At 70.6% G+C, this 22,714-nt stretch carries 24 protein-coding genes; 19 read left to right on the forward strand and 5 right to left on the reverse strand.

Annotation, left to right across the window (positions count from 1 at the left end; translation table 11 throughout):
- Positions 1 to 314 precede the first annotated feature (314 nt).
- Positions 315 to 938, forward strand: a complete 624-nt coding sequence (locus ACFUNE_RS34890; RefSeq protein ID WP_383576499.1) for a histidine phosphatase family protein — start codon at positions 315 to 317, stop codon at positions 936 to 938.
- Between the two features lie 98 nt (positions 939 to 1,036).
- Positions 1,037 to 2,614: an adenosine deaminase gene (locus ACFUNE_RS34895; RefSeq protein ID WP_383576501.1), complete on the forward strand. Its 1,578-nt coding sequence runs from the start codon at positions 1,037 to 1,039 to the stop codon at positions 2,612 to 2,614.
- 70 nt (positions 2,615 to 2,684) lie between these two features.
- Here the strand turns inward: ACFUNE_RS34895 and ACFUNE_RS34900 are convergent, their stop codons facing one another.
- Positions 2,685 to 3,215: a hypothetical protein gene (locus tag ACFUNE_RS34900; protein ID WP_383576503.1), complete on the reverse strand. Its 531-nt coding sequence runs from the start codon at positions 3,213 to 3,215 to the stop codon at positions 2,685 to 2,687.
- 69 nt (positions 3,216 to 3,284) lie between these two features.
- Positions 3,285 to 3,746 carry an ATP-binding protein gene (locus tag ACFUNE_RS34905; protein ID WP_383576505.1) on the reverse strand — a complete coding sequence of 154 codons (462 nt, stop codon included), beginning with the start codon at positions 3,744 to 3,746 and terminating at the stop codon, positions 3,285 to 3,287.
- A 213-nt stretch (positions 3,747 to 3,959) separates the two neighbouring features.
- Between ACFUNE_RS34905 and ACFUNE_RS34910 the strand changes: the two genes are divergently transcribed.
- The 4 genes from ACFUNE_RS34910 to ACFUNE_RS34925 are packed head-to-tail and all read left to right on the forward strand — an operon-like array spanning position 3,960 to position 5,674.
- Complete coding sequence (locus ACFUNE_RS34910) at positions 3,960 to 4,811, forward strand: Scr1 family TA system antitoxin-like transcriptional regulator (RefSeq protein ID WP_383576507.1); 852 nt, start codon at positions 3,960 to 3,962, stop codon at positions 4,809 to 4,811.
- An 11-nt stretch (positions 4,812 to 4,822) separates the two neighbouring features.
- Positions 4,823 to 5,011, forward strand: a complete 189-nt coding sequence (locus tag ACFUNE_RS34915) for a DUF397 domain-containing protein (RefSeq protein WP_383576509.1) — start codon at positions 4,823 to 4,825, stop codon at positions 5,009 to 5,011.
- Entirely contained in the window at positions 5,004 to 5,231 is a 228-nt protein-coding gene (locus ACFUNE_RS34920) for a DUF397 domain-containing protein (RefSeq protein WP_383576511.1), read from the forward strand. The genes ACFUNE_RS34915 and ACFUNE_RS34920 overlap by 8 nt, the downstream gene beginning before the upstream one ends.
- Positions 5,232 to 5,272: 41 nt before the next feature.
- Positions 5,273 to 5,674 carry a VOC family protein gene (locus tag ACFUNE_RS34925; protein ID WP_383576513.1) on the forward strand — a complete coding sequence of 134 codons (402 nt, stop codon included), beginning with the start codon at positions 5,273 to 5,275 and terminating at the stop codon, positions 5,672 to 5,674.
- A gap of 17 nt (positions 5,675 to 5,691) precedes the next feature.
- Here ACFUNE_RS34925 and ACFUNE_RS34930 read toward each other — a convergent pair whose 3' ends face one another.
- Both ACFUNE_RS34930 and eno read right to left on the reverse strand, forming a co-directional pair.
- Positions 5,692 to 6,159 (reverse strand): hypothetical protein, encoded by a 468-nt coding sequence (locus ACFUNE_RS34930; protein WP_383576515.1) that lies wholly within the window; start codon positions 6,157 to 6,159, stop codon positions 5,692 to 5,694.
- Positions 6,160 to 6,288: 129 nt separating this feature from the next.
- On the reverse strand, positions 6,289 to 7,590 hold the full coding sequence (eno, locus tag ACFUNE_RS34935) for a phosphopyruvate hydratase (protein ID WP_383576517.1): 1,302 nt from the start codon (positions 7,588 to 7,590) through the stop codon (positions 6,289 to 6,291).
- Between the two features lie 202 nt (positions 7,591 to 7,792).
- Between eno and ACFUNE_RS34940 the strand changes: the two genes are divergently transcribed.
- The 13 genes from ACFUNE_RS34940 to ACFUNE_RS35000 all read left to right on the forward strand — a co-directional run bounded on the left by ACFUNE_RS34940 (position 7,793) and on the right by ACFUNE_RS35000 (position 22,127).
- Positions 7,793 to 8,215, forward strand: a complete 423-nt coding sequence (locus tag ACFUNE_RS34940; protein WP_383576519.1) for a MarR family winged helix-turn-helix transcriptional regulator — start codon at positions 7,793 to 7,795, stop codon at positions 8,213 to 8,215.
- Positions 8,216 to 8,356: 141 nt separating this feature from the next.
- Positions 8,357 to 10,930 carry a polysaccharide lyase family 8 super-sandwich domain-containing protein gene (locus ACFUNE_RS34945; protein WP_383576521.1) on the forward strand — a complete coding sequence of 858 codons (2,574 nt, stop codon included), beginning with the start codon at positions 8,357 to 8,359 and terminating at the stop codon, positions 10,928 to 10,930.
- A gap of 63 nt (positions 10,931 to 10,993) precedes the next feature.
- A complete protein-coding gene (locus ACFUNE_RS34950; RefSeq protein ID WP_383576523.1) occupies positions 10,994 to 11,656 on the forward strand; it encodes a helix-turn-helix transcriptional regulator in 663 nt (220 codons plus the stop codon).
- Positions 11,657 to 11,705: 49 nt separating this feature from the next.
- Complete coding sequence (locus ACFUNE_RS34955) at positions 11,706 to 12,272, forward strand: DUF3291 domain-containing protein (RefSeq protein ID WP_383576525.1); 567 nt, start codon at positions 11,706 to 11,708, stop codon at positions 12,270 to 12,272.
- 87 nt (positions 12,273 to 12,359) lie between these two features.
- Positions 12,360 to 12,896: a hypothetical protein gene (locus ACFUNE_RS34960; RefSeq protein ID WP_383576527.1), complete on the forward strand. Its 537-nt coding sequence runs from the start codon at positions 12,360 to 12,362 to the stop codon at positions 12,894 to 12,896.
- A 77-nt stretch (positions 12,897 to 12,973) separates the two neighbouring features.
- A complete protein-coding gene (locus ACFUNE_RS34965; RefSeq protein WP_383576529.1) occupies positions 12,974 to 13,873 on the forward strand; it encodes an oxidoreductase in 900 nt (299 codons plus the stop codon).
- Positions 13,870 to 14,487 (forward strand): DUF402 domain-containing protein, encoded by a 618-nt coding sequence (locus ACFUNE_RS34970; RefSeq protein ID WP_383576531.1) that lies wholly within the window; start codon positions 13,870 to 13,872, stop codon positions 14,485 to 14,487. Before ACFUNE_RS34965 ends, ACFUNE_RS34970 begins: the two co-directional genes overlap by 4 nt.
- 370 nt (positions 14,488 to 14,857) lie before the next feature.
- A complete protein-coding gene (locus ACFUNE_RS34975; protein WP_014047394.1) occupies positions 14,858 to 15,166 on the forward strand; it encodes a hypothetical protein in 309 nt (102 codons plus the stop codon).
- 189 nt (positions 15,167 to 15,355) lie between these two features.
- Positions 15,356 to 16,216 (forward strand): hypothetical protein, encoded by an 861-nt coding sequence (locus ACFUNE_RS34980; RefSeq protein WP_383576534.1) that lies wholly within the window; start codon positions 15,356 to 15,358, stop codon positions 16,214 to 16,216.
- The gene (locus tag ACFUNE_RS34985) at positions 16,206 to 17,555 is read left to right on the forward strand and encodes a hypothetical protein (RefSeq protein WP_383576536.1); all 1,350 of its coding nucleotides are present in this window, start codon (positions 16,206 to 16,208) and stop codon (positions 17,553 to 17,555) included. The genes ACFUNE_RS34980 and ACFUNE_RS34985 overlap by 11 nt, the downstream gene beginning before the upstream one ends.
- Complete coding sequence (locus ACFUNE_RS34990) at positions 17,552 to 19,102, forward strand: SCO6880 family protein (protein WP_383576538.1); 1,551 nt, start codon at positions 17,552 to 17,554, stop codon at positions 19,100 to 19,102. The genes ACFUNE_RS34985 and ACFUNE_RS34990 overlap by 4 nt, the downstream gene beginning before the upstream one ends.
- A gap of 18 nt (positions 19,103 to 19,120) precedes the next feature.
- Positions 19,121 to 20,539, forward strand: coding sequence for an ATP-binding protein (locus ACFUNE_RS34995; protein ID WP_383576540.1), 1,419 nt, complete (start codon positions 19,121 to 19,123; stop codon positions 20,537 to 20,539).
- A gap of 1 nt (position 20,540) precedes the next feature.
- A complete protein-coding gene (locus ACFUNE_RS35000) occupies positions 20,541 to 22,127 on the forward strand; it encodes a TraM recognition domain-containing protein (protein ID WP_383576542.1) in 1,587 nt (528 codons plus the stop codon).
- An 8-nt stretch (positions 22,128 to 22,135) separates the two neighbouring features.
- On the opposite strand, the gene ACFUNE_RS35005 is transcribed toward ACFUNE_RS35000, so the two are convergent.
- Complete coding sequence (locus ACFUNE_RS35005; RefSeq protein ID WP_383576544.1) at positions 22,136 to 22,702, reverse strand: GNAT family N-acetyltransferase; 567 nt, start codon at positions 22,700 to 22,702, stop codon at positions 22,136 to 22,138.
- Positions 22,703 to 22,714 lie beyond the last annotated feature (12 nt).

Genomic DNA, 22,714 nt, shown 5'->3' on the forward strand with positions numbered 1-22,714 from the left:
AAAGGCGGCGGAGCCGACACGCCGGAGTGGACCGCCCCGGCGGGCCGGACCCCGGCCCCCGCAAGGAAAGGCCGGTGCCGACCATCACCCGAACGTGGCCGGTCTTCCGGGTGGTCGGCGGCACAGCCGACGCACGACCGGCCACGGCGCCCGACGGCCTCTTGCCGTACCTCGACCGCTCGCGCGGTCCGCCGGAGCCGGAGCTCGCCCGCCGGAACCACCGTGCGGAGGCGCAACCACGCACCGGACCAGCAGCGTCACCCGCAGGAGGCCCGACCGGGCGCTCCCATCCCCCTCCCTGGAGACAGCCACCCATGACCGCGGCCACCCGCTTCCTCTACGTAGCACGGCACGGCGAGGCGAGCCCCGACGAGACCGAGCTGACCGAGCGTGGCCGGCAGCAGGCTGTCCTGCTCGGCGAGCGGCTCCGCGGCGTACCGCTCTCCGCCGTCCATCACGGCCCGCTCCCCCGGGCCGCGGAGACCGCCCGACTGGTCCATGAGCAGCTCCGGAAGGACGTTCCGCTGCTGGTCTCGGAGCCCGCCGGTGACTATGTCCCCTACGTCCCGCAGCGGGAGGAGCTCCCGGAGGATTCGGCGGACCGGCTCCTCGGTTTCGTGGAGCAGTTCCCGGAGGCCGAACGGAGCAGGGGCCCCGAGCTGGCGGGCGCCGCCCTGGCGCGGTTCACCGGGCCGGCGGAGGGTACCGATCCCCGGCACGAACTGGTCGTCACCCACGCTTTCCTGGCCGCCTGGTTCGTGCGGGACGCCCTCGACGCGCCCGCCTGGCGCTGGTTGGGCCTCAACCATTCCAACGCGGCCCTGACGGTCATCCGTTATACGCCGGGGAGGCCCGCTGCCCTGGTCATGTTCAACGACATGGGCCACCTGCCGGAGGAACTGCGCTGGACCGGCTTCCCCCCGGAGCTCCGCGTCTGAATGAGGGCGGGGGCAGACCGGATGGTTGTCCCCCGTGCGGATGGTTTACGCCGCTCCGCCCACGCGGCCAGGGGTGGCGCGGGCCACTCTTCGTGATCATGCGAGGCGTGATCTCCGTACACCGCAACGCAGCGCGCGTCCACAGGCTGTTGATGACCGCCGGACTCGCCGCGGCGGCCCTCGCCGCCTCCCTGCCCGCCGGGGCGGCCGCCCGGGCCGCCGCCCCCACCCCCGTACCGCCTCCCCGGCCGGCCACCGCCGCCGAGGCCCGGACCGCCGCCTGGCTGGACGCCCATCCGCAGCGGGCAGGCCGGTTCTTCCAGGACCTGCCCAAGGGCGGTGACCTGCACAATCACCTCTCCGGCGCGGTCCGGACCGAGTACCTCATCCAGCTCGCGGCCGAGGACGGCCTCTGCATCGATGCCACGATGACCGCAGTCGCCCCACCGTGCGGTACCGGTGCACGACCGGCGGCCGACGCCCTCACGGACCCCGCCTTCCAGCAGGAGATCGTGCGGGCGTGGTCCATGCAGGACTTCCCGCAGGGCCAGTCGGGCCACGACCACTTCTTCGCCACGTTCGGGAAGTTCGGCGCCGCGACCTCGCACCGCGGGAAGATGCTGGCCGACGTGGCGGGCAGCGCCGCCGCGCAGAACCAGACGTATCTGGAGACCATGGTCAGCCCCGCTTCCGCGGGCGCCAGGCAGCTCGCCGCGGACGTCGGCTGGGACGCCGATCTGGCCGCTCTGCACCGGAAGTTGCTCGCCGGTGGCCGGCTGGACCAACTGGTGACAACCGCGAAGGACGAGGCCGACACCGCCGACGCCGAGTTCCGCAGGACCGCGCACTGCGCGACCGCCACCCCTGATCCGGCATGCGCGATCACGGTGCGGTGGGTCTCCCAGGTGTCCCGCAACAGCGCCCCCGAACGCGTCTTCACCCAGATCGCCCTCGGGCTCCGCCTGGCCGAGCGCGACCAGCGCTTCGTCGCCGTGAACCTGGTCCAGCCGGAGGACGGCGAGATCTCCCTGCGGGACTACCGCCTGCACATGCGCATGCTGAACCATCTGCACAAGGTCTATCCCCGTGCCCACATCACCCTGCACGCCGGCGAGCTCGTGCCCGGTCTGGTGAAGCCCGAGGACCTCACCTTCCACATCGACGACGCGGTGCGCACCGGTCAGGCCGAGCGCATCGGCCACGGCGTCGACCTCGTGCAGGAGGACGACTGGCGTCGCCTCGCCCGTGACATGGCCCGTCGGCAGATCGCCGTGGAGGTGCCGCTGACAAGCAACGCGCAGATCCTCCAGGTCGAGGGCGACGAGCACCCGTTCCCGCTGTACCGGAAGTACGGGGTCCCGGTGGTGCTCTCCACCGACGACCCCGGAGTGTCGCGCGGCGACATCGGCCAGGAGTACCTGCGAGCGGCCCGCACCTACGAGCTCGGCTACCCGGAGCTCAAGGACCTGGCCCGGGCGTCCCTGGAGTACGCCTTCCTCCCCGGCCGCAGCCTGTGGCGCCCCGACCCCGTACGCCAGGGCTTCCGCCCGGTGCAGGAGTGCCAGGCACCCCGGTCGGACCGCTGCACCCGGTTCCTCGCCAACAGCCCGAAGGCCCGGCTGGAGTGGCGCCAGGAGCAGTCGTTCCGGAGCTTCGAGGCCCGGTACGCGCGCTGACACAGCGCTGAGGGCAACCGGCCCGGGACACGGCGAGGTCAGCCGCGTTCCGGGCCGGGGACAGCCCTGCTTACAGCTGGTCGCCCACGGTGGCTGGTTCCGGAGGGTGCGTCCCGCCACCGTCCTTGGCGTCCTGCGCGCAGGAACGTCGGTCGTAGTCCTGGTCATTGGGGATCAGCAGTACGCCGGCGACCTGCTCAGGGTGTTCGACGGTGAGCCAGTCGTCCCCCGTGAGGCCGCCGTCCCGCTCCGACCGCCCCTCGGACGCGTAGACCGTCTGACACCCCAACGCCACGCGCTCCTCATCGACCGCGCAAGCGTCGATTCCAGGGCCGGACATCTCGTCGGCGCCGTCGAAACGGTAGTGGTAGTGGACCTTGTCACCTTCGGAGGGCACCTGAGGGTGGGAGTCGAGGCGCCAGTCGACGATCTCGGCCGTGACGCCGAGACGCTGTCCGGACGTGTCCTCGACCTGCACTCTCACCGCCGCCTTGCCACGCTTCGCCGTCGTGTCGGTGCAGAGGGAGAGAGCGGAGCAGCCCGACAGGGCGAGCATCACCAGAGCCAACGGCGCAACGGCCAGTATCCGTGCAGGGACCACCAGGACGACCTCCGGTCGGGGGGAGGCGGAGCAGCCTATCCGGCGTACCGATCGGCCCGGCGCGCGCACTCACGCCGGAGCGCATCCAGGGCGCTCCGGCTTCCAGGCGCACTCCACCCACAGCACCTTCCCGCCCTGCCCCGGCAGCCCGCCCCTGATCGGGTACGCGCCCCAGCTGTCCGCACACTCCCGTACGAGGTACAGCCCCCGCCCCCGCTCGGACAGCACGCACGGCGTGCCCACGGCTCCGCCGACGAAAGGATCCGGGATCTCCGGATTGCTGTCCCACACCCCCACCCGCACCCGGTTGCGCCCCGCCCCGCGCAGCCGCAGGGAGTAGGGGCCCGATGAGTGCCGGTACGCATTGGTGACCAGCTCGCTCGCCAACAGCTCGGCGGTGTCGACGAGATCCCGCATCCCGTGCACCCGCAGCACGGTCCGCAGGGTCGACCGGGCGATCCCGGGTCCACGGGGATCCTGCGGAAGTTGGAGGGTGTACGCCCAGGGCGGCGTTACGGTGGCCAGAACCATGGAAGTCTCCGTTCACGGAGGAGCGTTGGGATGTGCGTGTCGCATGGCCCGGTGACGAGGCCGCTCCGTCGAGCGGGGTACTTCCGGGCAGGTGGCCTGGGTCAGACACTAGACTCACGCAAGGATTCCTTGCACTACATGCACGGAATCTTTGAGTTGAACCACTCGTGTGAGTGACGCTCCGCAACGCCGCAGATCGCAGGGAGAGTTCACATGCCAGGCAGGGCAGCGCCCACTGCACGCCGCACGCGCTTGGGCGCGGAGCTGCGCAAGCTACGCGAGCGCGCGGGGATGACGACTACGCAGGCCGCAGACCTTCTGGGAACGAGCGCAGGGCAGCTCAGCAACATTGAGGTGGCCCGGTTCGGCGTCAGCGCAGACAGAGTGCGGGTCGCAGCCCATACGTACTCCTGCACCGATCAGTACCTGGTCGATGCGCTGGTCGACATGACGGGGGACCGCAAGCGTGGTTGGTGGGAGGAGTACAGGGAGATCCTCCCTCCCAAACTCCTCGATCTGGCAGAGATCGAGCACCACGGCACACGCCTTCGGGCAGCACACAGCATTCACATCCCCGGCCTCATGCAGACCGTTGATCACGCGCGTTCGATCTATCGACAGGCAGTGCCCGGCATGTCACCACCCGAGATGGAGCACCGGGTCTCCTTCCGCGTGAAGCGTCAGACCGTCCTGCACCGGGACGACGCCGTGCCGTACCGCGCCCTTGTCCACGAGGCTGCGCTCCGCATGCGCTTCGGCGGCCCTCACATCGCCCGCACTCAGCTTCAGCACCTGCTCGAGCTGAGCGAGTATTCCCACGTGACCATCAAGGTGATTCCGTTCGCAGTGACGGACTACCCCGGGTCCGGCCAGTCCGTGTACTACGTAGAGGGCCAGGTCTCCGCTCTCGATACTGCTCAGCTCGATCAGTCCCATGGGCCTGTGTTCATCGACTCCGAGGCACAACTGGCCCAGTACCGACTGCTGCTCGAACGCCTCGACGCCGTCGCACTGTCCACGGATCATTCGCGCGACCTCATCCACGCCATCGCTCAGGAACTGTAGAGGGACCGAAGATGACCACCTCCGACTGGCAGAAGTCCTCCTACTGCGCGCAAGGCGAAGCCTGCATACACGTCGCCGCCGACCAGGGCTCGATCGCCCTCACCGAAAGCAGCGACCCCGGCGGCGCGATACTCAGGACCACCCCCACCGCCCTGGCCGCCCTCATCCGCACCGTCAAGGAGACCCAGGGCCGTGGCTGACCTCCCCGCCGGCCTCGTCTGGACCCGCGCCGCACCCGAGGACGCGGAGGGCCCCGGGCCCTGGATCGAGATCGCGTTCGGACCGGGGGGCCTCGTGCACCTGCGCGAGACCGGCGACCCCGCCACTGTGGTGACCACCACCACGGAGAAGTGGGAGGCGTTCACCCGGGGCGTGGCCGCCGGCGAGTTCGACCACTTCACCGAGATCCGCTCCTCCTGACTGTTCCCCGCAGGGGCCCGAGAGCGAGATCATCTGGAGCTGTGACCGATGAAACGAACGCATCCACATGGCCTGCGGGCATCAGCGCCATCACCCTGTTCGTCGAAGACCTGGACGCCACCAAGGCCTTCTACGGTGATGTCTTCGGACTGCCCGTGCTCTTCGAGGACGGCAACTCGGCGGTGTTCGGCTTCGGCGACACCGTCATCAATCTGCTGAAGGCCACCGAGGCTCCCGGCCTCATCGCACCCGCACGTGTCGCCGGCCCCGAGGCCGGATCCCGCATGCAGTTCACCCTGCCGGTGGACGACGTGGACGCCATGTGCAAGGAACTGTCCGCCCGGGGCGTGACACTGCTGAACGGCCCGATGGACCGGCCGTGGGGCATCCGTACCGCCAGCTTCCGCGACCCCGGCGGCCACATCTGGGAGATCGCCCGGTGACCGCAGCGCGGCGACTGTCAGCTGTCGTAGAAGAACAGCTCAAGGTCCTCCATGGACCCGGGCCCGGTCAGGAAGCCCTCGGCCTGGCCGATCTCCCTCTCCGACGGCACCCGGCCTTCCCGAAGGAGCTGCTTCATCCACCCCTCGCCCTGCTCTCCGATCGCGTAGATGCCGGACAGCAGCTCGGCCATACCCGCGGGCGCCCCCGGACGGCGCCCGACGACAGGCTGTAGTTCCCATCCCCCTGCCCGGGCAGCAAGCCTGAGCACCCCGGCCCAATTGGCGATCCGCCCGATCCGTACGTGCCACGAGTCCTCGGTGAAGGGCGCCGGCCGGCCGCCGTGCAGGGCATTGGTCGCGGCCATGATGTCCGCCACCACCTGCCGCTCCACGGGATCACGGACCCAGCGCCCCTCCTGTGCCTCCTCGACGGCGGCCGACCACCACTCCCAGGCTCCGTCCAGACGGGCCGTGAACGAATCCATTCCGACAGGATCCCAGGCGTGCGGCCGTCAACCGTGAGCTGGGCCGATGCCCCAGGAACCGATGGGTCGAGGAACACCCTCCCCGGCGCGCCGGGGAGGGTGTTCCCTGTGGAGCGACCGCCCCAGCGGTCAGGCGCGTGCCAGCACCGCTCCGCCCGCGTACCGCGCGGATGCGCCCAGCTCCTCCTCGATCCTGATGAGCTGGTTGTACTTCGCCGTACGGTCGGACCGGGACAGCGAACCGGTCTTGATCTGGCCGCAGCCCGTCGCCACCGCGAGGTCCGCGATGGTGGTGTCCTCCGTCTCGCCGGACCGGTGCGACATGACGACGGTCCAGCCCGCGCGGTGCGCGGTGGCGACCGTGGCGAGGGCTTCGGTCAGGGTGCCGATCTGGTTGACCTTGACCAGGACCGAGTTGCCGACACCGGTGCGGATGCCCTCGCGCACCAGATTCTCGTCGGTGCAGAACACGTCGTCGCCGGTGAGCTGGCAGCGGTCGCCGACGCGGGTGGTCAGCTCCCGCCAGCCGTCCCAGTCGTCCTCGGCCATCGGGTCCTCGATGGAGACGATCGGGTACGCGTCGATCAGCTTGGCCAGGTAGTCGGCCTGTTCGGTGGGCGTACGGCGCACCCCCTCGCCGGCGTACACGTACGCACCGTCCCGGAAGAACTCCGACGAGGCCGGGTCCATGATCAGGCCGATGTCCGTACCGGGCCGGTACCCGGTGCGTTCGACGGCCTTCATGACGAAGTCGAGCGCCTCCTCGGCGGTGCGGAGTGCGGGCGCGAAGCCGCCCTCGTCGCCGACGCCGGTGGAGTGCCCGGCGGACAGCAGATCGCGACGGAGCGTGTGGAAGATCTCGGAGCCCATGCGTACGGCTTCCGCGAAGGTCTCCGCACCGATCGGAGCGATCATGAACTCCTGGAAGTCCAGCGGATTGTCGGCGTGGGCACCGCCGTTGACGATGTTCATCATCGGCAGCGGGAGAAGGCGGGCGTCTGCGCCGCCGAGGTAGCGGTAGAGCGGCTGGCGGTGGGCCGCCGCGGCGGCCTTCGCGGCGGCGAGGGAGACACCGAGGACCGCGTTGGCACCAAGCCGGGACTTGTCGGCCGTGCCGTCGAGCGCGACGAGCGCGGCATCGAGTCCCGCCTGGTCGCCGGCGTCGCGTCCGACGACCGCTGAGGCGATGTCGCCGTTGACGTGGGCGACCGCCCGGTCGACGCCCCTGCCGTGCCAGCGCCCGGGGTCCCCGTCCCGGAGCTCCACCGCTTCCCGTGCGCCGGTGGAGGCGCCGGAGGGGACGGCGGCGCGGCCGAGGGATCCGTCGGCGAGAAGGACATCGGCCTCGACGGTGGGGTTGCCCCGACTGTCGAGGACCCTGCGGGCGGTGACGGACTGGATGACGGTGGACTCAACTGCCCTGGAAACCATGGGAGGTCCTTCGCGTTGATGCACGCCGCGGCCCTGCTGCGACAACGCTGGCGCGTGCCGCGACGGGATCGACTCTACAGCAATGCTGTTCACTTTGGCTGTTCAGTTGTGCTGTTCAGCTTGGCTGTATAGATGAGATGCACAGGTGAGGTGCACAGCTGAGGTGCGCAGCTTCGCTGAGGACCACCGGTTAAAGTTGCCTATGCCCTCCCCGGAACCCGCCGCCGTCGCCACCGAACTGCGTACCGCGATGGGCAAGCTCACGCGGCGCGTGAAGCACGAGGACCGGATCCCGCTCGGACAGGTCTCCGTGCTCGGCACGCTCGACCGCGACGGGGCCATGACCACCAGCGACCTGGCGGCGGACCAGCGCGTACGGCCCCAGTCCATGGCCCGCGCGGTCGGGCTCCTCACGGAACAGGGACTCGTCGTCCGCCGGGCCCACCCCACGGACGGCCGCAAGTCCCTGGTGGAGCTCTCCCCCGAGGGACGGGCCGCTCTCGAGACGGAGCGCGGGCGCAGGGCGGGCTGGCTCGCCCAGGCCATCGAGCTCGAACTCACCGGCGAGGAGCGCGAGGTGCTCGCACGCAGCGCCGCCCTGATGGACCGGCTCGCCGCGCGCTGAGCAACACCCCGTACCCACCGGTGCCGTCGACCGCAATCAGGGCCACTGACAACGCACCCGGCCGTTGACACCGGCGAGGCACCGTTGCTTGGCTGGGGGCGAGGGAACAAGCGCTTACAGGCCGGACTTTGGAGCGTGCTGGTGGAGCTCTCGCGTCGTTCCGCACTGTCCGTGATTCCCGCAGCCGCGCTCTGGGCGGCGTCCCAGGGGTTGCGCGCCGAGGCGTCGCCCCTGCCCGGTCCGCCTGCCACCCCGGCCACCCCGGAGGAGATCGCGGCCGTCCTGCTCCGCAACACCGTCGCGATATTCGCCGGCACCGCCGAATCCAACTCCCGCCCCGAAGTGGCGCCGAAACTCGCCTCGCTCCGGGCGACGGCGGACGCCCGGCTCGCCGCGATGGACGCCGCGGGGGAGGACGAGCTCTTCGCCGGTCTGCCCCTCGGCACCAGCGACCCCAACCTGAGCACGTCGTACCAGTACCTCTACGAGACGGCCCTCGCCGCCTGCCTTCCCGGCACCGGGGAGGCCTCCGCCCCGCACGACACCGCAGCGGTGCGGCGCAGGGTCGTCGACGGCCTCGTCCGGCTCCACGACGGCTGGTTCGGCGACCAGTCGAAGGGCTACTACGGCAACTGGTTCCACTGGGAGATCGGGATCCCGTCCTACGCGACCAGGACCCTGATCCTCCTGAGGGACGAGATCGCCGCCCGACGGCCGGACCTCACCGCGACGTACATCGCCTCCATGGACGCCTACCTCCGCAACGGCAAGGACGGCGACGTCGATCTCGACTCGCGCTTCCACACCGGCGCCAATCTCGCCGACATCACGACGAACCGGATCCTCCAAGGCGCTCTGCTCGGTGACGACACCCGCATCACCAAGGCCCTGGCCGACCAGCTCACCGTCTTCGCGACGGTCGACCCCTACCGGCCGCAGCACGGGGTCACCGACGGCTTCTACGCCGACGGCTCCTTCGTCCAGCACGCCTCCGTCGCCTACACCGGCTCCTACGGCAAGGGGCTGCTCACCCGGATCGTCCAGACCGTCAAGATCCTCGACGGCACCGGCTACGTACCCGACGGCACCCTGGTCGACGTCGTACGGGGCTGGGTCGCCGACGGCTTCGCCCCGCTGATCCACGAGGGCTGGATGATGGAGATCGTCAAGGGCCGTGCCGTCTCACGCCCGGGCACGGGGTACGCGGACGTCACCGCCGTCGTCGAGGCCGTCGTGGACCTCTCCTCGCACACGGCCGGCAGCGACACCGAGGCCCTGGAGAGCTATGTCAGACACGTCCGGCAGACCTCCAAGGCGGACCTCGACCCGACGTCCTTCGTCTCCCCCGTGAGCATCGCCCGCTACGCCGACATCCTGAACACCCCCGGGCCCGCCCGGGACCTCGCCGCCGCCTCCTCCCACGCCGCCTTCAACGCCATGGACAGGACGGTCCACCGCCGGCCCGGCTACACGTTCGCCCTCGCCCGCAGCTCCACGCGCGTCAGCATGTACGAGTACATGAGCGGCGAGAACCTGATGCCGTGGTTCCAGGGCTCCGGCACCCACTACCTCTACCTCTCCGGCCTGGACCAGCGGGAGGCGTTCGGCATCGACTACTTCACCGCCGTCCCGCCCCACCGCCTCGCAGGGGTCACCGCTCCCGTGGAGACGCGCCGCACCGTCCCCGAGCTCTACGGCACCCTCTGGTACGACAACCCCGAGCGCGGCTTCACCTCGTCCTCCGAGGCACAGAACACCTATGTCTACTTCCCCCGCGCCACCCACCCCTTCTCCGGCGGCGTCCGTCTCGGCGCCTACGGCACGGCCGGTCTCGTCCAGTCCGACGACGCCGCGTACGCCGCCCACCAGGCAGGCACGCTGCCCGGGGACTTCGTCGCCTACCGGGCCGCGGGTGCCACCAAGTCGTGGTTCATGTTCGACGACGAGATCCTCGTGCTCTCCGCAGGTGTGACCGGCCTGGCGGGCCGCGCGGTGACCACGACCGTCGACAGCCGCATCGCCGACCCGTCCGCCCCCGTCGTCCTCACGGGCGGCCTCAGGGACGGCTCCCCCTGGCGGAGGACCGGGTCCGCCCCTCCGGCCTGGCTGCGGTACGCCGACGACAGCCGGCGCACCGCGGTCGGGTACGTCTTCCTGTCCGGCCCGCCGCCGGTCGTCGCCCTCGACACGGTCACCCGCAGCCGACGGCTCGTACGTCTGGCCAACGCGGACACAGCGGTGACCAAACAGGTCTTCACGCTGTCCTATGAACAGTCCGCCGGGGAGCGGTCCGCCGCCATGGCACACGCCCTCGTCCCGAACGCCTCCGCACGGCAACTGGCGTCCTACGCCCACGGCCCGCTCTCGGTGCTGTCCAACACGATCCGGCTCCAGGCCGCGGCACACACGCACCTCGGCATCACCGCCGCGAACGCCTTCACCCCGGGAACGCACCGGGCAGGCCGGCTGTCGATCGACGGCCCGGCCTGCGTCCTGCTGCGCCGGAGCCCGGACGGCACGTACACCGTCGCGGTGTCCGACCCGACGACGGAGCGGCGCACCGTATCGGTCACCCTCCACGGCAGGCCCCTGCGGCCCGTCTCGGCCGACGCCGGAGTCCGCGTCCGTCACGTCCCCGGCGGCACTCGCCTCGACGTCACCACGCACCACGCCTACGGGCGCAGCTTCACGGTGACTCTGACCGAGAGGCCCTGACGCCGCCGCCCGGCCTCCGCCGCCCAGAAATCACCAATAGGCGCTGGTCATAGAATTGTCCCCATGAACAGCAGTGAGGACTCCGCCCTCGACGCACTGGGCGTGCTGAGCGATCCGGTGCGGCGCGGGCTTTACCGGCACGTCACCGGGACACCGGGCGAGGTGGGACGGGACGCGGCGGCCGAGGCGGCCGGGATCTCCCGTTCACTGGCAGCGTTCCACCTGGACAGGCTGGTCGACGCCGGACTGCTGGAGGTGTCCTTCCGGCGGCTTTCCGGGCGCAGCGGCCCGGGGGCGGGACGGCCCTCAAAGATGTACCGGCGGGCCGAGGGGGAGCACGCGGTCTCCGTGCCGCCCCGCTCCTACGACTCGGCGAGCAGGCTCCTCGCCGAGGTGGTGGAGCAGGCCGGGCTCGACGAGGCCCTGCAGACAGCGGCACGCGCGGCCGGAGAGTCCGAGGGCGGCGCGTCGGACGGCGGGACCGATCCGGTCGAGGTGCTGCGGGCGCGGGGCTACGAGCCGTTCCGGGACGGCGCGAGACTGCGGCTGAACAACTGCCCGTTCCATGCGCTGGCCGATCAGTTCCCCGCCCTGATCTGCGGGATGAACCTGGCCAAGATCCAAGGTCTGCTCGCCGGGCTGCCGGGGGCCCAGGGGTGGAGCGCTGAGCTGGACCCGCTTCCGCACGGATGCTGCGTCGCCCTGGACACCCCCGAAGTTCTGTAAAAACAAATTTCGTTGACTTTAGATCGTCCACCCGGGCATGCTTGCCCTCGTGAACGACTTCCACCTCGCCCAGGTCAATGTCGGGCGCATCCTCGCCCCGCTCGACAGCCCTCAACTGTCCGACTTCGTCGCGCAGCTCCCGGAGATCAACGCCGCCGCAGACCACGCCCCCGGCTTCGTCTGGCGCATGGTCGACGACGGCGGAGCCGACTCGACGGCTCTCCGCCCCGAGAACGACGACGACATGCTGCTGATCAACTGCTCGGTATGGGAGTCGGTCGAAGCGCTGCAGGACTACACGTACCGCAGCGCCCACCTCAAGGTGCTGGCGCGCCGCCGGGAGTGGTTCGAGCGTCTCGCCGAGTTCCACCACGCCATGTGGTGGGTGCCCGCGGGACACCGCCCGAGCGTGGCCGAGGCGATGGCCCGCGTCACGCTGCTCCGCAAGAACGGCGAAGGCCCCGAGGCCTTCACCTTTCGGGCACCGCACCCGCCCCCGGCCGGCCTGCCGGCGGTGTCGTCGCCACAGCTCTCCGCAGGAACAGACATTCCGCAGCAGGAACCCGGCCCTTCCGGCGAACCGAGGAACCCGGCCCTCGGGACGCCGGCACCCTGACACCCTCAGCGCGTCGCGTCGCCGTTCCCGACGTCGTGCGGGTGAGTATGTGCGGACCCGGCCCTCTTCCCGCACCGAGGCGATGTGATGCCCGACCACGCCGACCACGTCCACCGAAAGGGCGCGGCCCCGAGCCCGGCGCCGCGGTACCGGGCGCCGCAACAGTCACTGTTCGGCGTCGTCTACGGCCTGGTGCTGGCCAGCGCCCTGGTGGCCGCGCTGGACCCGGCGGGCGAGGAGGCCGACCCCGGTCCGGACGCACTGTGGGTCGTGCTCACCGCGCTGGCAGCGGGCGCCGCCCACGGGTACGCACACGTCATCGCCCAGCGTGCGTCCACCGACGGGGCAGCCACCCCGGGCAGGCTGCGGCTGGTGCTCGCCGAGTGGCCCCTGCTGGCCGCCGTGCTGCCCACCGTGGCGATGCTGCTCGCCGCGGCGGCCGGATGGTGGGCGGAGTCGACGGCGGTGGACACAGCCCTGCTGCTCAACACCGTCGCCCTGTTCGGCTGCGGCACCTGGGCAGCCCGTACCGCCGGGCACGGCTGGCCGTCCTCGTGCCGGGCGGGAGGCATGGACATGCTGATCGGTCTGGTCATCATCGGCGCGGATGCCCTGATCAAGTAGCCGGACCTCCGGGCGGGGTGTCGGCGAACGCCCATAAGCACGGGGCCCAGGATTGCCGCCGGTGCAACAATCCGACGATGACCTCATCCTCGGAAACGATCAGCGCATCAGCCGCCGGCACCTGGGCACTCGGCGACCTGACCGTCAATCGGATCGGCTTCGGTTCGATGCGCCTGACGCAGGACGGCGCGGCGTTCGGAAAGAGCGACTCCGGCGACCGCCACCGCGCCGTGGCCGTCCTGCGCCGCGCTCTCGAACTCGGCGTGAACCACATCGACACCGCCGCCTTCTACTTCTCGCCGCTGCGCTCGGCCAACGAGCTCATCAACAGCGCACTGGCCCCCTACGCCGACGATCTGGTCATCACCACGAAGGTCGGTCCGGGCCGGGACCCTTCCGGCTCATGGATATGGGCCACCCCGGAGCAGCTGCGCGGGCAGGTCGAGGAGAACCTGCGCCAGCTCGGCCGCGACCATCTGGACGTGGTGAACCTGCGCATCGCGAGAAGCCACGGGTCCAAGCCGGTGGCCGAGCACTTCGGCGCCCTGGCCGAACTCCGCGAGGCGGGCCTCATTCGCCACCTCGGCATCTCCAACACGTCACCGCAGCAGCTCGCGGAGGCCCAGGCCATCGCACCTGTCGTCTGCGTACAGAACGCCTACGGCCTGGGCTCGCCCGCAGAGGACGACGCCCTCGTACGCTCCTGCGGCGCACAGGGCATCGCCTTCGTGCCCTTCTACGCCATCGCCGGCGAGGGCCGCGAGGCCGGTTCGAGCGGCGTCCAGGACAAGGCCGTACTCACCGTCGCGCACCACCACGGGGCGACACCCGCCCAGGTGCGGGTGGCCTGGACGCTCCATCAGGGACCGCACGTCCTGGCCATTCCCGGCACCGGCAACCCGGATCACCTCGTCGAGAACGTGGCCGCCGGAGCCCTGCGGCTCAGCACCGAGGACCTGGCCCTCCTCGCAGCATGACGGGGCAGATCCTGCGGTGGAACCTCTTCATCGGCGGCCACCTGAGCTCATCCGTACCCGTACGCCTGGTCGAACGCACGGCCGAGTACCAGCTGGTGTGGCTGGAGTCAGGCACGCCGATGTGGCGTACGGACCTTCCCCGAAGGGCCCACCTCCGGGACATCCCGCCCGAGCACCGGCCGGCCGGCGGATATCCGGCGAAGGCCGGCCGGTGGCCCCTGGGCAGTGCACTCATCCACCAGCCGGCGGGCGCCCGGCACGCAGTCTTCTGGCTCTTCGGGAGGAGGCAGAGGTTCGGGGGCTGGTACGTGAATCTGGAGCACCGGACCCACCACCGCGAGGACATCGACGTCTCCGACCACGAGCTGGACCTCACCGTCGCGGCGGACCACAGCCGGCGATGGAAGGACGAGCGGTCGTTCGCCGAAAAGACCGGCCACCCCGCCTACTGGTCCGCCGAGGAGGCGATCGCGATCCGCGCCGAAGGGGAACGCATGGCCCGCCTCGCCGAGTCAGGGGCGTTCCCCTTCGACGGCTCATGGTGCGACTTCAAGCCACCGTCCCACTGGACCAAGCCGCCCCGCGGCCCGGCGCCCACACGCACAGTGCTCTGATATGCGCCGCCGCGAGGCGTTCCCCGAACGGGCCCTGACGACGCGTCGGCCGGAAGCCACCGGCGCACATACAGCTCTCGAACAGCGCGTACGAATACTCCGCATCCCGCGAACGCATCCACCGCATCCGGAACCATGGCCACCGTCGTTGCTAGCCGTCACAGCGCGTGATACACAGAGTAACCATGCATATGCAGGCGGATCCCTACACGAGTCGCAGGTCAGGGCGGCTTCTCCGGTCAAACGTGCGAGATCCGGGTAAAGAGACCCGGGAAGGCGTCGTGCGATGCCGGTTTCATCAGCGAAGATAGAGACTTACCCGTGTCGCACGGCGCGGGCTGCGAACTACCCAACAGGGGCGGTGACTTACATGATCCTGGCAGCGGAAAAGGGCGACATCACCACCATCATCGGCGGAATCGCCCCGAACTGGGGGCCGTTCGGGACCCTGGGCAACGAGGCGCGCATCATGATCGAGGTGGTGATGGCGGTCGCCATCCTGCTCTGTCTCGGCATCGCGATCTGGGGTGCGGCGAAACAGCGCATCGGTGCGACGGCACTGCGCGACACCTTCAGCGCGGAACAGGGCAAGGGCCTCATCGTGGCGGGGCTGACCGGCGTCTTCATCATCGGATCGCTGGGCACACTGTTCACCATTGTGTACGGGATGGCTGTCTGACCTGTCGTCAGCCCTGAGCCCCGCCGCCGGGCCCGTCCGTCCCGTCCACCCCACACCATCCGTCCGTCGTGCCCACCGGCAGAGGTTGCGTCCCCTGATGTCGAGTCACCACACCGCGTCCACGCGGCAACCAGCAGCGCTACCGTCGTACTACGCGGAAATGCACACGGCTGAGGGGGCGGACGCGGCATGAGCCAGGGCGACGAGCGCGGCTACGATCCGGACGGCCGCACGGACGACGCGTACAGCACCCTCGGCGGGACGCGCCAGACACGCACGCGCATGCACCGGAGCGGCGACGACGACGGCTACGGGCGCCGGCCCGCCCGGAACTCCCGCTCGCTGGTCATGGTGGTGGGCGTGGTGGTGCTCCTGATCGCAGCGATCGCGTTCGCGAACCAGGGCGGCGGCGACACCTCGGGCGACAGCGCCGAGAAGAAGCCGGACACAGCGGGTGCAGGCCCCACGTCCGCGACGGGCACGAAGCCGGTCCAGGGCAAGAACGGCACGATCGCCTCGGGCTTCGCGCACGACGAGCAGGGGGCGCAGAGCGCGGCGGCGAATTACGCGGTGGCGTTGGGGTCTGCGGAGATGTTCGACAGAGATCGTCGCCGAGAGATCGCTGCCGCCGTATATGCCCCGGATGTGGCCGCAGCGCGGCAGGGCGACCTCGACAAGGTCTACTCCGGTCAGGACTTCCTGACCAGCATCGGGCTGAATCCTGACGGCACGGCACCAGAGGGGCTCGTCTTCATCTCGCGATCCAACCCGGTCGGTGCCAAGGTCGAGAAATTTGTGGGCGACACAGCGAGCATCGCAGTCTGGTACTCCGCTCTGTTCGGCCTGGCCGGCGAAGGTTCCAAAAATCCGGTGTCCGAGAGCTGGTACACGAACACCTTCGAACTGAGATGGATCAACGGTGACTGGAAGGTCACCGATTTCACGCAGAAGGACGGCCCCGTACCGGTCGGTCGCGATCAAGCCGCCTCCCCTGCTGAGGAGATGACGGACGCCGTGGAACAGTTCGGAGGGTTCACATATGCCCGGTAAGCGATCCCACCGAGCGCTTCCGCTCACGGCCGCTCTGACCAGCCTCCAGGTCGCTGCTGTCCTGTTCGCAAGCCGCGCCGCCGCAGCGCCGTCCCCGACGCCCACTCCATCACCCAGCGCGAGCAACAATGCCTGTGACCTGATTCGCGGTCCCGCCAAGGACTACTGCGAAGGCGAGGCCGGCGGGGGCAGCCGCAGCACGCCTCCCGTCACCGACGACGCCCTCGACCCCCTCACCTCGCTCGCCCGCGGCTGCGCCGATGCCGCCGCCTACCTCGTGGGCAAGCTCAGCGAGGCCGTGGAGAGCACCGCGACCGTCGACTTCACCAACTCCACCTTCCGCACCCAGTACGCCGTCGTCTTCGCCGCGTCGACCATCCTCACCCTGGTCCTGTGGCTGTTCGCCGTGGCCAAACGGGCCATCCGGGGCGTGCCGTTCACGACCGCGATCTCCGAGGCCATCGGTTTCCTCTGGCTCACGGTCCTGGCCTCGGCCTTCACCCCGCTCATCCTGTACGTGGTCGTCTCGGCCACCGACGGTGTCACCGAGGTCATCTCGACCGCGACCGGCGGGCAGACCGATGTCTTCTTCGGGTCCTTCGCCGAGGCGCTCAAGAAGGGCAACGACATCGGCGGCGGCCCGATCATGCTGATCGTCGTCTCGCTCGTGTCGATCCTCGCCGCCGGAATCCTGTGGCTGGAACTCGTGATCCGGGCCGCCCTGCTCTACGTCGGCGCCCTGCTCGGTGTCGTCGTGTACTCCGGGCTCGTCGACAAGAACATGTGGGGCCACGTCCGCCGCTGGGCGGGCATCATGATCGCCGTGATCATGGTCAAGCCGGTCATCGTCATCGTGCTCGGGCTCGCCGGGGCGCTCTCCGCGGACGACGGCCCCAACGCCTTCTCGGCCGTCGTCTCCGGCCTCGCCATCATCCTGCTGGCCATCTTCGCCTCCGCCATGATCTACCGCTTCGTCCCCGGCTTCGGCGACGAGATCCAGGGCGCCCGCACCAACCGCAAGCAGGCCACGGACGGCTCCCAGGCAGCCGCCATGATCAGCTCGCCCGCCGCTCTCGTCTCCCAGGGCATCAAGACCCACAGCGGCCGCGGCGGCGGTGAAGGCGGTGGCGGGGGCGGCGGAGCCCGGCCGTCCAACCCGGCCAGCGGCGGTGTCGCGGCGCACAGCTCCCGCAACCCGGGCGGCGGTGGCGGCTCCGCAGCCCCCTCGCCCCGCAGCGGGTCCGGACCCACCAGCGGCACACCCCACGGCAGCCGCACCCCGCGCGGTGGCGGTTCAGGCAGCACAGGCAGCACGAGCACAGGAGGTGGAGGGCGTTGACGATCCAGTCCCACACGATCGCGCCCCGCCGCACGTATCTCATCGGCCGGGCCCGGCCGAACGCGATCGTCGGCAAGAACCGTGAGACGGGTGAGATCGCGCTGATCATCGCCGGGGCGTTCCTCGGCATGATGAGCGGCCTCCTCGTCCCGGCCCTCTCCCTGCGGATCGTCTGCCTCGTGGGCTTCCCCATGCTGGCCCTGGCAGTCGTGTACGTCCCCTACAAGGGCCGCACCTTCTACAAGTGGTTCGAGATCAACCGCAGCTTCAAGCGCACCCTGCGCCGCGGCACCGCCTACCGCTCCTCCGCCATTGAGGCGGGAGTCAGCTCCGACGGGCGCGAGGTGGAGATCGGGCCGCCGCCGGGCATCGGCCGGATCAGCTGGCTCGCCGCACCGTTCGGCCCCGACGAGATCGCCGTACTCCTGCACGCCGACCGGCGTACGGTCACCGCCGCCATCGAGATCGAAGGCCCCGGCGTCGGTCTGCGCGACAGCGAGGACCAGGAGGCGCTGGTCGACCGCTTCGGCACGCTGCTCAAGCACGTGGCCAACGGCGACGGCTTCGTGACGCGCCTCCAGATGCTCGCCCGCACCCTCCCGGCCGACCCCGACGCCCACGCCAAGGACGTCGCCCAGCGCGGCGACAGGTCGGCACCCGGCTGGCTCCAGGACTCGTACGACCAGCTCCAGTCGATGGTCTCCACCTCCAGTGAGCAGCACCGCGCCTACCTGGTCGCGTGCATGCACTACAGCCGTGACCTGGCCGCCGAGGCCAACGCCATGGCGCGTGCCATCCGCCCCCAGGGAGGCCGGAAGGTCGACCGCGACGCAGGGCTCGCCGTCGTCATGGCGCGCGAGCTGACCGACATCTGCGCGCGGCTCGCCGAGGCCGACATCCGGGTCCGCCAGCCGCTCGGCCAGAGCCGGCTGGCCTCGCTCGTGCACTCGATGTACGACCCCGACCACCCCATCGACCACATCCAGGCGATGACGAAGCGCAACGCCTGGCCGGCCGAACTGGACGCGGTCGAGCCGACGTTCCTGCAGGCCAAGACCCGTGAGTCGAGCACGCGCGCTCCCTGGTGCCACTCCACGGCCTGGGTGAAGGAATGGCCGATGACTCCGGTCGGCGTCAACTTCCTGGCCCCCCTGCTCGTCCACACGCCCGACGTGATCCGCACGGTCGCGGTCTGCATGGACCTCGAACCCACCGAGGTCGCCATCGAGCGGATGCTGACGGAGAAGACCAACGACGACGCCGAGGCCAGCCGTCAGGCCAAGATGAACCGCACCGTCGACCCCCGTGACATCGCCGCCCACGGCAGGCTCGACCAGCGGGGTGAAGATCTGGCGAGCGGCGCGGCCGGGGTGAACATCGTGGGGTACATCACCGTGTCGTCCCGGTCCCCGGAAGCCCTCGCCCGCGACAAGCGGACGATCCGCGCCTCGGCCGGCAAGTCGTACCTGAAGCTGGAGTGGTGCGACCGCGAGCACCACCGCGCCTTTGTGAACACCCTGCCGTTCGCCACCGGCATCCGACGCTAACGAGAGGGCAGTCACGCCATGCGAGATCCGCTGTCCGCGATGTCGGAAGCCTTCACCGCCTTCCTCTTCGGGAAGGTGGAGACGACCCGGCTGCCGGTCCGTACGTCGACGGGCCAGGCCCAGGCCGTCTACCTGCCGACCGCCGCGCCCGGCCTCGGCGACTCCGGCGTGATCATCGGGCGTGAGGTGTACTCGGGCAAGGGCTACATCTACGACCCGTTCCAGCTGTACGGTCAGCAGCTCCCCGCCCCGCACTGGCTGGTGCTCGGCGAGTCCGGCAACGGCAAGTCGGCGCTGGAGAAGACCTACGTGCTGCGCCAGCTCCGCTTCCGCGACCGTCAGGTGGTCGTCCTGGACGCCCAGGGCGAGGACGGCGTGGGCGAGTGGAACCTCATCGCCGAGGAACTCGGGATCACCCCGATCCGGCTCGACCCGACGGCCGCGCTGAACGACGGCCTCAGGCTCAACCCCCTCGACCCGTCGATCACCACGACGGGACAGCTGGCCCTGCTGCGCACCATCATCGAGGTCGCCATGGGCCATGGCCTCGACGAGCGGTCCGGCTTCGCGCTCAAGGTCGCCCACGCCTACGTCAGCAACACGCTCACCGACCGGCAGCCCGTCCTGATGGACATCGTGGAGCAGCTGCGCCACCCGAAGCCCGAGTCCGCCGAAGCGATGAACGTGGACATAGACGACGTGCGTGCCTGGGGTCTGGACGTCGCCCTCGTCCTGGACCGGCTCGTCGACGGTGACCTGCGCGGCATGTTCGACGGTCCGACCACGATCGGCATCGACCTCGACGCCCCGCTGATCGTCTTCGACCTCTCGCACATCGACCGCAACTCCATCGCGATGCCGATCCTCATGGCGATCGTGGGCGTGTGGCTGGAACACACCTGGATCAGGCCGGACCGGAAGAAGCGCATCTTCCTGGTCGAGGAGGCCTGGCACATCATCAACTCGCCCTTCGTCGCCCAGCTCTTCCAGCGCCTGCTGAAGTTCGGCCGACGCCTCGGGCTGTCCTTCGTGGCGGTCGTCCACCACCTCAGCGACGTCGTCGACGGAGCCGCGGCGAAGGAAGCCGCGGCCATCCTGAAGATGGCCTCCACCCGCACGATCTACGCCCAGAAGGCGGACGAGGCAAGAGCGACGGGCAAGGTCATCGGTCTGCCCAGGTGGGCCGTCGAGATCATCCCCACCCTGACCCCGGGCATCGCCGTGTGGGACGTCAACGGCAACGTGCAGGTCGTCAAGCACCTGATCACGGAGGCGGAACGCCCCCTGGTCTTCACCGACCGCGCGATGACCGAGGGCTCAGCGGTGGACCTGCTCCCCGAGGACGTACGAGCCGCGGAGCTGGAGGCGGAGCAGCGGGCGGCACGCATCGAGCACCAGCAACGGCTGAACGAGTCGTCCGAGTCAACGGTGGCATGACATGGCACGCCAGGCACCATCCGGCACGGGGCGCGGCGGTGAGGGCCAGGGCGGTATCCCCGACGGCCTGCTGATCGGCCTCCTGGCCTTCCTCTTCGCGCTGACGGTCCTGGCCTGGACGGCGACCGGCCTGGCCGGACTGTTCGCTCACGGGGGCTGGCCGGACGGTGTCACGTTCATGCGGACGCCGCTGGCCCTGCGCGCCCTGGCCGTCGAGCCGGCGGACCTGCCGGGCGCCTGGCCCGACACCCCGCCCGCCTCGCTCTCCGGGTACGGGCTGTTCTGGGGCCTGTTCATCGGCGAGGTGATGGTGCTGCTGGTCCTGTCGGTGTTCACGCTGGGGGTGGTGACGCGCTGGCGCATGGTCCGTGAGCAGAAGAGAGCGGCCCCGGCACCGTACGAGCACGGCCCGGACCCCGTACGCACCCACCCCACCCCGCGAGGAGCCGGCCCGGGCCCCGGGAGGCCCGTCGAAGCGCACCCCTCGCCCGCACCCGTCGAAGCGCACCCGGCGACCGCGCCTTCCCCCGTCGAGGCATCTGCCGGGACCGCGCCGCCCGCCGCCCCCCTCGCCTCCTACGCGCCGGAGCCCGCCCCCACCGAACTCCTCGTCGCCCACGCACCCGAGCCCAGCGCCCCGGTGCCCACACCCCGCACCCCGCACGTCCTCTACGGCGCCTCCGCCGCCCGCCGCCCCACCGTCGTCCAGGCCATCCGGGACGCCGACGGCCCCGCCCTCGTCGTGACGTCGGACCCCACCGTCTGGGCCGAGACGAAGGACGCCCGCAGCAAGCTCGGCCCGGTGCCCGTCTACGACCCGGGCCATCTCTGCGACACTCCGGACCGCCTCCACTGGTCGCCCACCGCCGGCTGCGAGGACCCGGCCACCGCGACCTCCCGGGCCGCCGCGCTCCTCGCCCCGGTCCGCCCCCTGGCCAGGATCGACGCGGCCGTCGCCGACACCGCGCAGACCCTCCTCCAGTGCTGGCTGCATGCCGCCGCCGTGGACGGCCGCCCCTTCCGGCAGGTCCACCGCTGGGCCTCGGGTGCCGGCGGCCACGAACCGGTGCGCCTGCTCCGCACGCACCCCAAGGCCGCCTCAGGGCTGGCCGGTCTCCTGGAGTCCGCGCTGACCGCCTATCCCGAACGCCGCGAGATGGCTCAGGAGCTGACCGTACGGGCCTTCGCGGCCCTCTCCTCGGTCCACGTCCGTGAGGCGTGCACACCGAACCGAGCCGATGCGCTCCTGCTGGATTCTTTTGCACGCGAAGGGGGAACGCTCTATCTGGTCGGTGAACCCATCGAGGATCCTCACCACCACCCCGGTGCGATGCCCCTGCTCACCGCACTCGCCTCACACGTGGTCGAGCACGGCCGCCGCATGGCCGCACGGTCAACCGACGGTCGGCTCGACCCACCAATGACCCTCGTCCTCGACGACGTCGCGGCCGTGGCCCCGCTTCCCCAGCTTCCGGAGCTCCTGGCGACCGGCCGGGCCCAGGGGATGCCCGCCCTGGTCCTGCTCCGCTCCGAGGAACAGGCCCGTGCCCGCTGGCGGGAGCGCCTGCCCGCGCCAGGGCCACGCTGACCGCCCGCTCAGCCCCGGCCCGGCACCTGGCGACGGATCTCGAACTCCAGCTCCAGAGAGGTCGGATCGCCTTCCATGGGCAGGGTCCCCCCGGTCGGGACGAAGCCGATCCGGCGGTAGGAGGCCGCCGCACGCGCGTTGTCCTCGTGGACGTAGAGCCGCACCCGCTCCAGGGGCGGTCCGGACAACGACCAGGACCAGTCGACCGCCTCGCGGAACAGCGCGTCCACCACACCCCGCCCCCGGTGCTCGGGCCGGACGAACACCGCCACCAGATGCCCCTGGTCGACCTCGGCCGCCTCACCGAATCCCGGCTCGGACGCCCGCCGCTCGACCAGCACGGACACGGTCCCCACCCACCGGCCGTCGGGCGCCTCGGCGATGAACTGGCGCACGTGCTCCCCGGAGGCGGCGCCCTCCGTGCGCTCCCGCCAGAACACGTCGGGCCTGGCCCTCGCGTGCTCGTACGTCTCCAGGAACGCGATCGAGGCCACCGGGTCCCGCAGCGCCGCCAGCCGGATCTCGCGGGCCCGCTCCCACTCATCGGCCCGCACCGCACGCACGACATAGTCCATCCGCCGATCGTG

This window comes from Streptomyces sp. NPDC057287 (assembly GCF_042667905.1).
GTDB lineage: Bacteria > Actinomycetota > Actinomycetes > Streptomycetales > Streptomycetaceae > Streptomyces.

Coding starts and splice junctions, on each gene's coding strand:
- ACFUNE_RS34890 (WP_383576499.1), top strand. CDS start 315: ATGACCGCGGCCACCCGCTTCCTCTACGTAGCACGGCACGGCGAGGCG.
- ACFUNE_RS34895 (WP_383576501.1), top strand. CDS start 1,037: ATGCGAGGCGTGATCTCCGTACACCGCAACGCAGCGCGCGTCCACAGG.
- ACFUNE_RS34905 (WP_383576505.1), bottom strand. CDS start 3,746: ATGGTTCTGGCCACCGTAACGCCGCCCTGGGCGTACACCCTCCAACTT.
- ACFUNE_RS34910 (WP_383576507.1), top strand. CDS start 3,960: ATGCCAGGCAGGGCAGCGCCCACTGCACGCCGCACGCGCTTGGGCGCG.
- ACFUNE_RS34915 (WP_383576509.1), top strand. CDS start 4,823: ATGACCACCTCCGACTGGCAGAAGTCCTCCTACTGCGCGCAAGGCGAA.
- ACFUNE_RS34930 (WP_383576515.1), bottom strand. CDS start 6,159: ATGGATTCGTTCACGGCCCGTCTGGACGGAGCCTGGGAGTGGTGGTCG.
- eno (WP_383576517.1), bottom strand. CDS start 7,590: ATGGTTTCCAGGGCAGTTGAGTCCACCGTCATCCAGTCCGTCACCGCC.
- ACFUNE_RS34940 (WP_383576519.1), top strand. CDS start 7,793: ATGCCCTCCCCGGAACCCGCCGCCGTCGCCACCGAACTGCGTACCGCG.
- ACFUNE_RS34950 (WP_383576523.1), top strand. CDS start 10,994: ATGAACAGCAGTGAGGACTCCGCCCTCGACGCACTGGGCGTGCTGAGC.
- ACFUNE_RS34960 (WP_383576527.1), top strand. CDS start 12,360: ATGCCCGACCACGCCGACCACGTCCACCGAAAGGGCGCGGCCCCGAGC.
- ACFUNE_RS34965 (WP_383576529.1), top strand. CDS start 12,974: ATGACCTCATCCTCGGAAACGATCAGCGCATCAGCCGCCGGCACCTGG.
- ACFUNE_RS34970 (WP_383576531.1), top strand. CDS start 13,870: ATGACGGGGCAGATCCTGCGGTGGAACCTCTTCATCGGCGGCCACCTG.
- ACFUNE_RS34975 (WP_014047394.1), top strand. CDS start 14,858: ATGATCCTGGCAGCGGAAAAGGGCGACATCACCACCATCATCGGCGGA.
- ACFUNE_RS34980 (WP_383576534.1), top strand. CDS start 15,356: ATGAGCCAGGGCGACGAGCGCGGCTACGATCCGGACGGCCGCACGGAC.
- ACFUNE_RS34985 (WP_383576536.1), top strand. CDS start 16,206: ATGCCCGGTAAGCGATCCCACCGAGCGCTTCCGCTCACGGCCGCTCTG.
- ACFUNE_RS34995 (WP_383576540.1), top strand. CDS start 19,121: ATGCGAGATCCGCTGTCCGCGATGTCGGAAGCCTTCACCGCCTTCCTC.
- ACFUNE_RS35000 (WP_383576542.1), top strand. CDS start 20,541: ATGGCACGCCAGGCACCATCCGGCACGGGGCGCGGCGGTGAGGGCCAG.
- ACFUNE_RS35005 (WP_383576544.1), bottom strand. CDS start 22,702: ATGGACTATGTCGTGCGTGCGGTGCGGGCCGATGAGTGGGAGCGGGCC.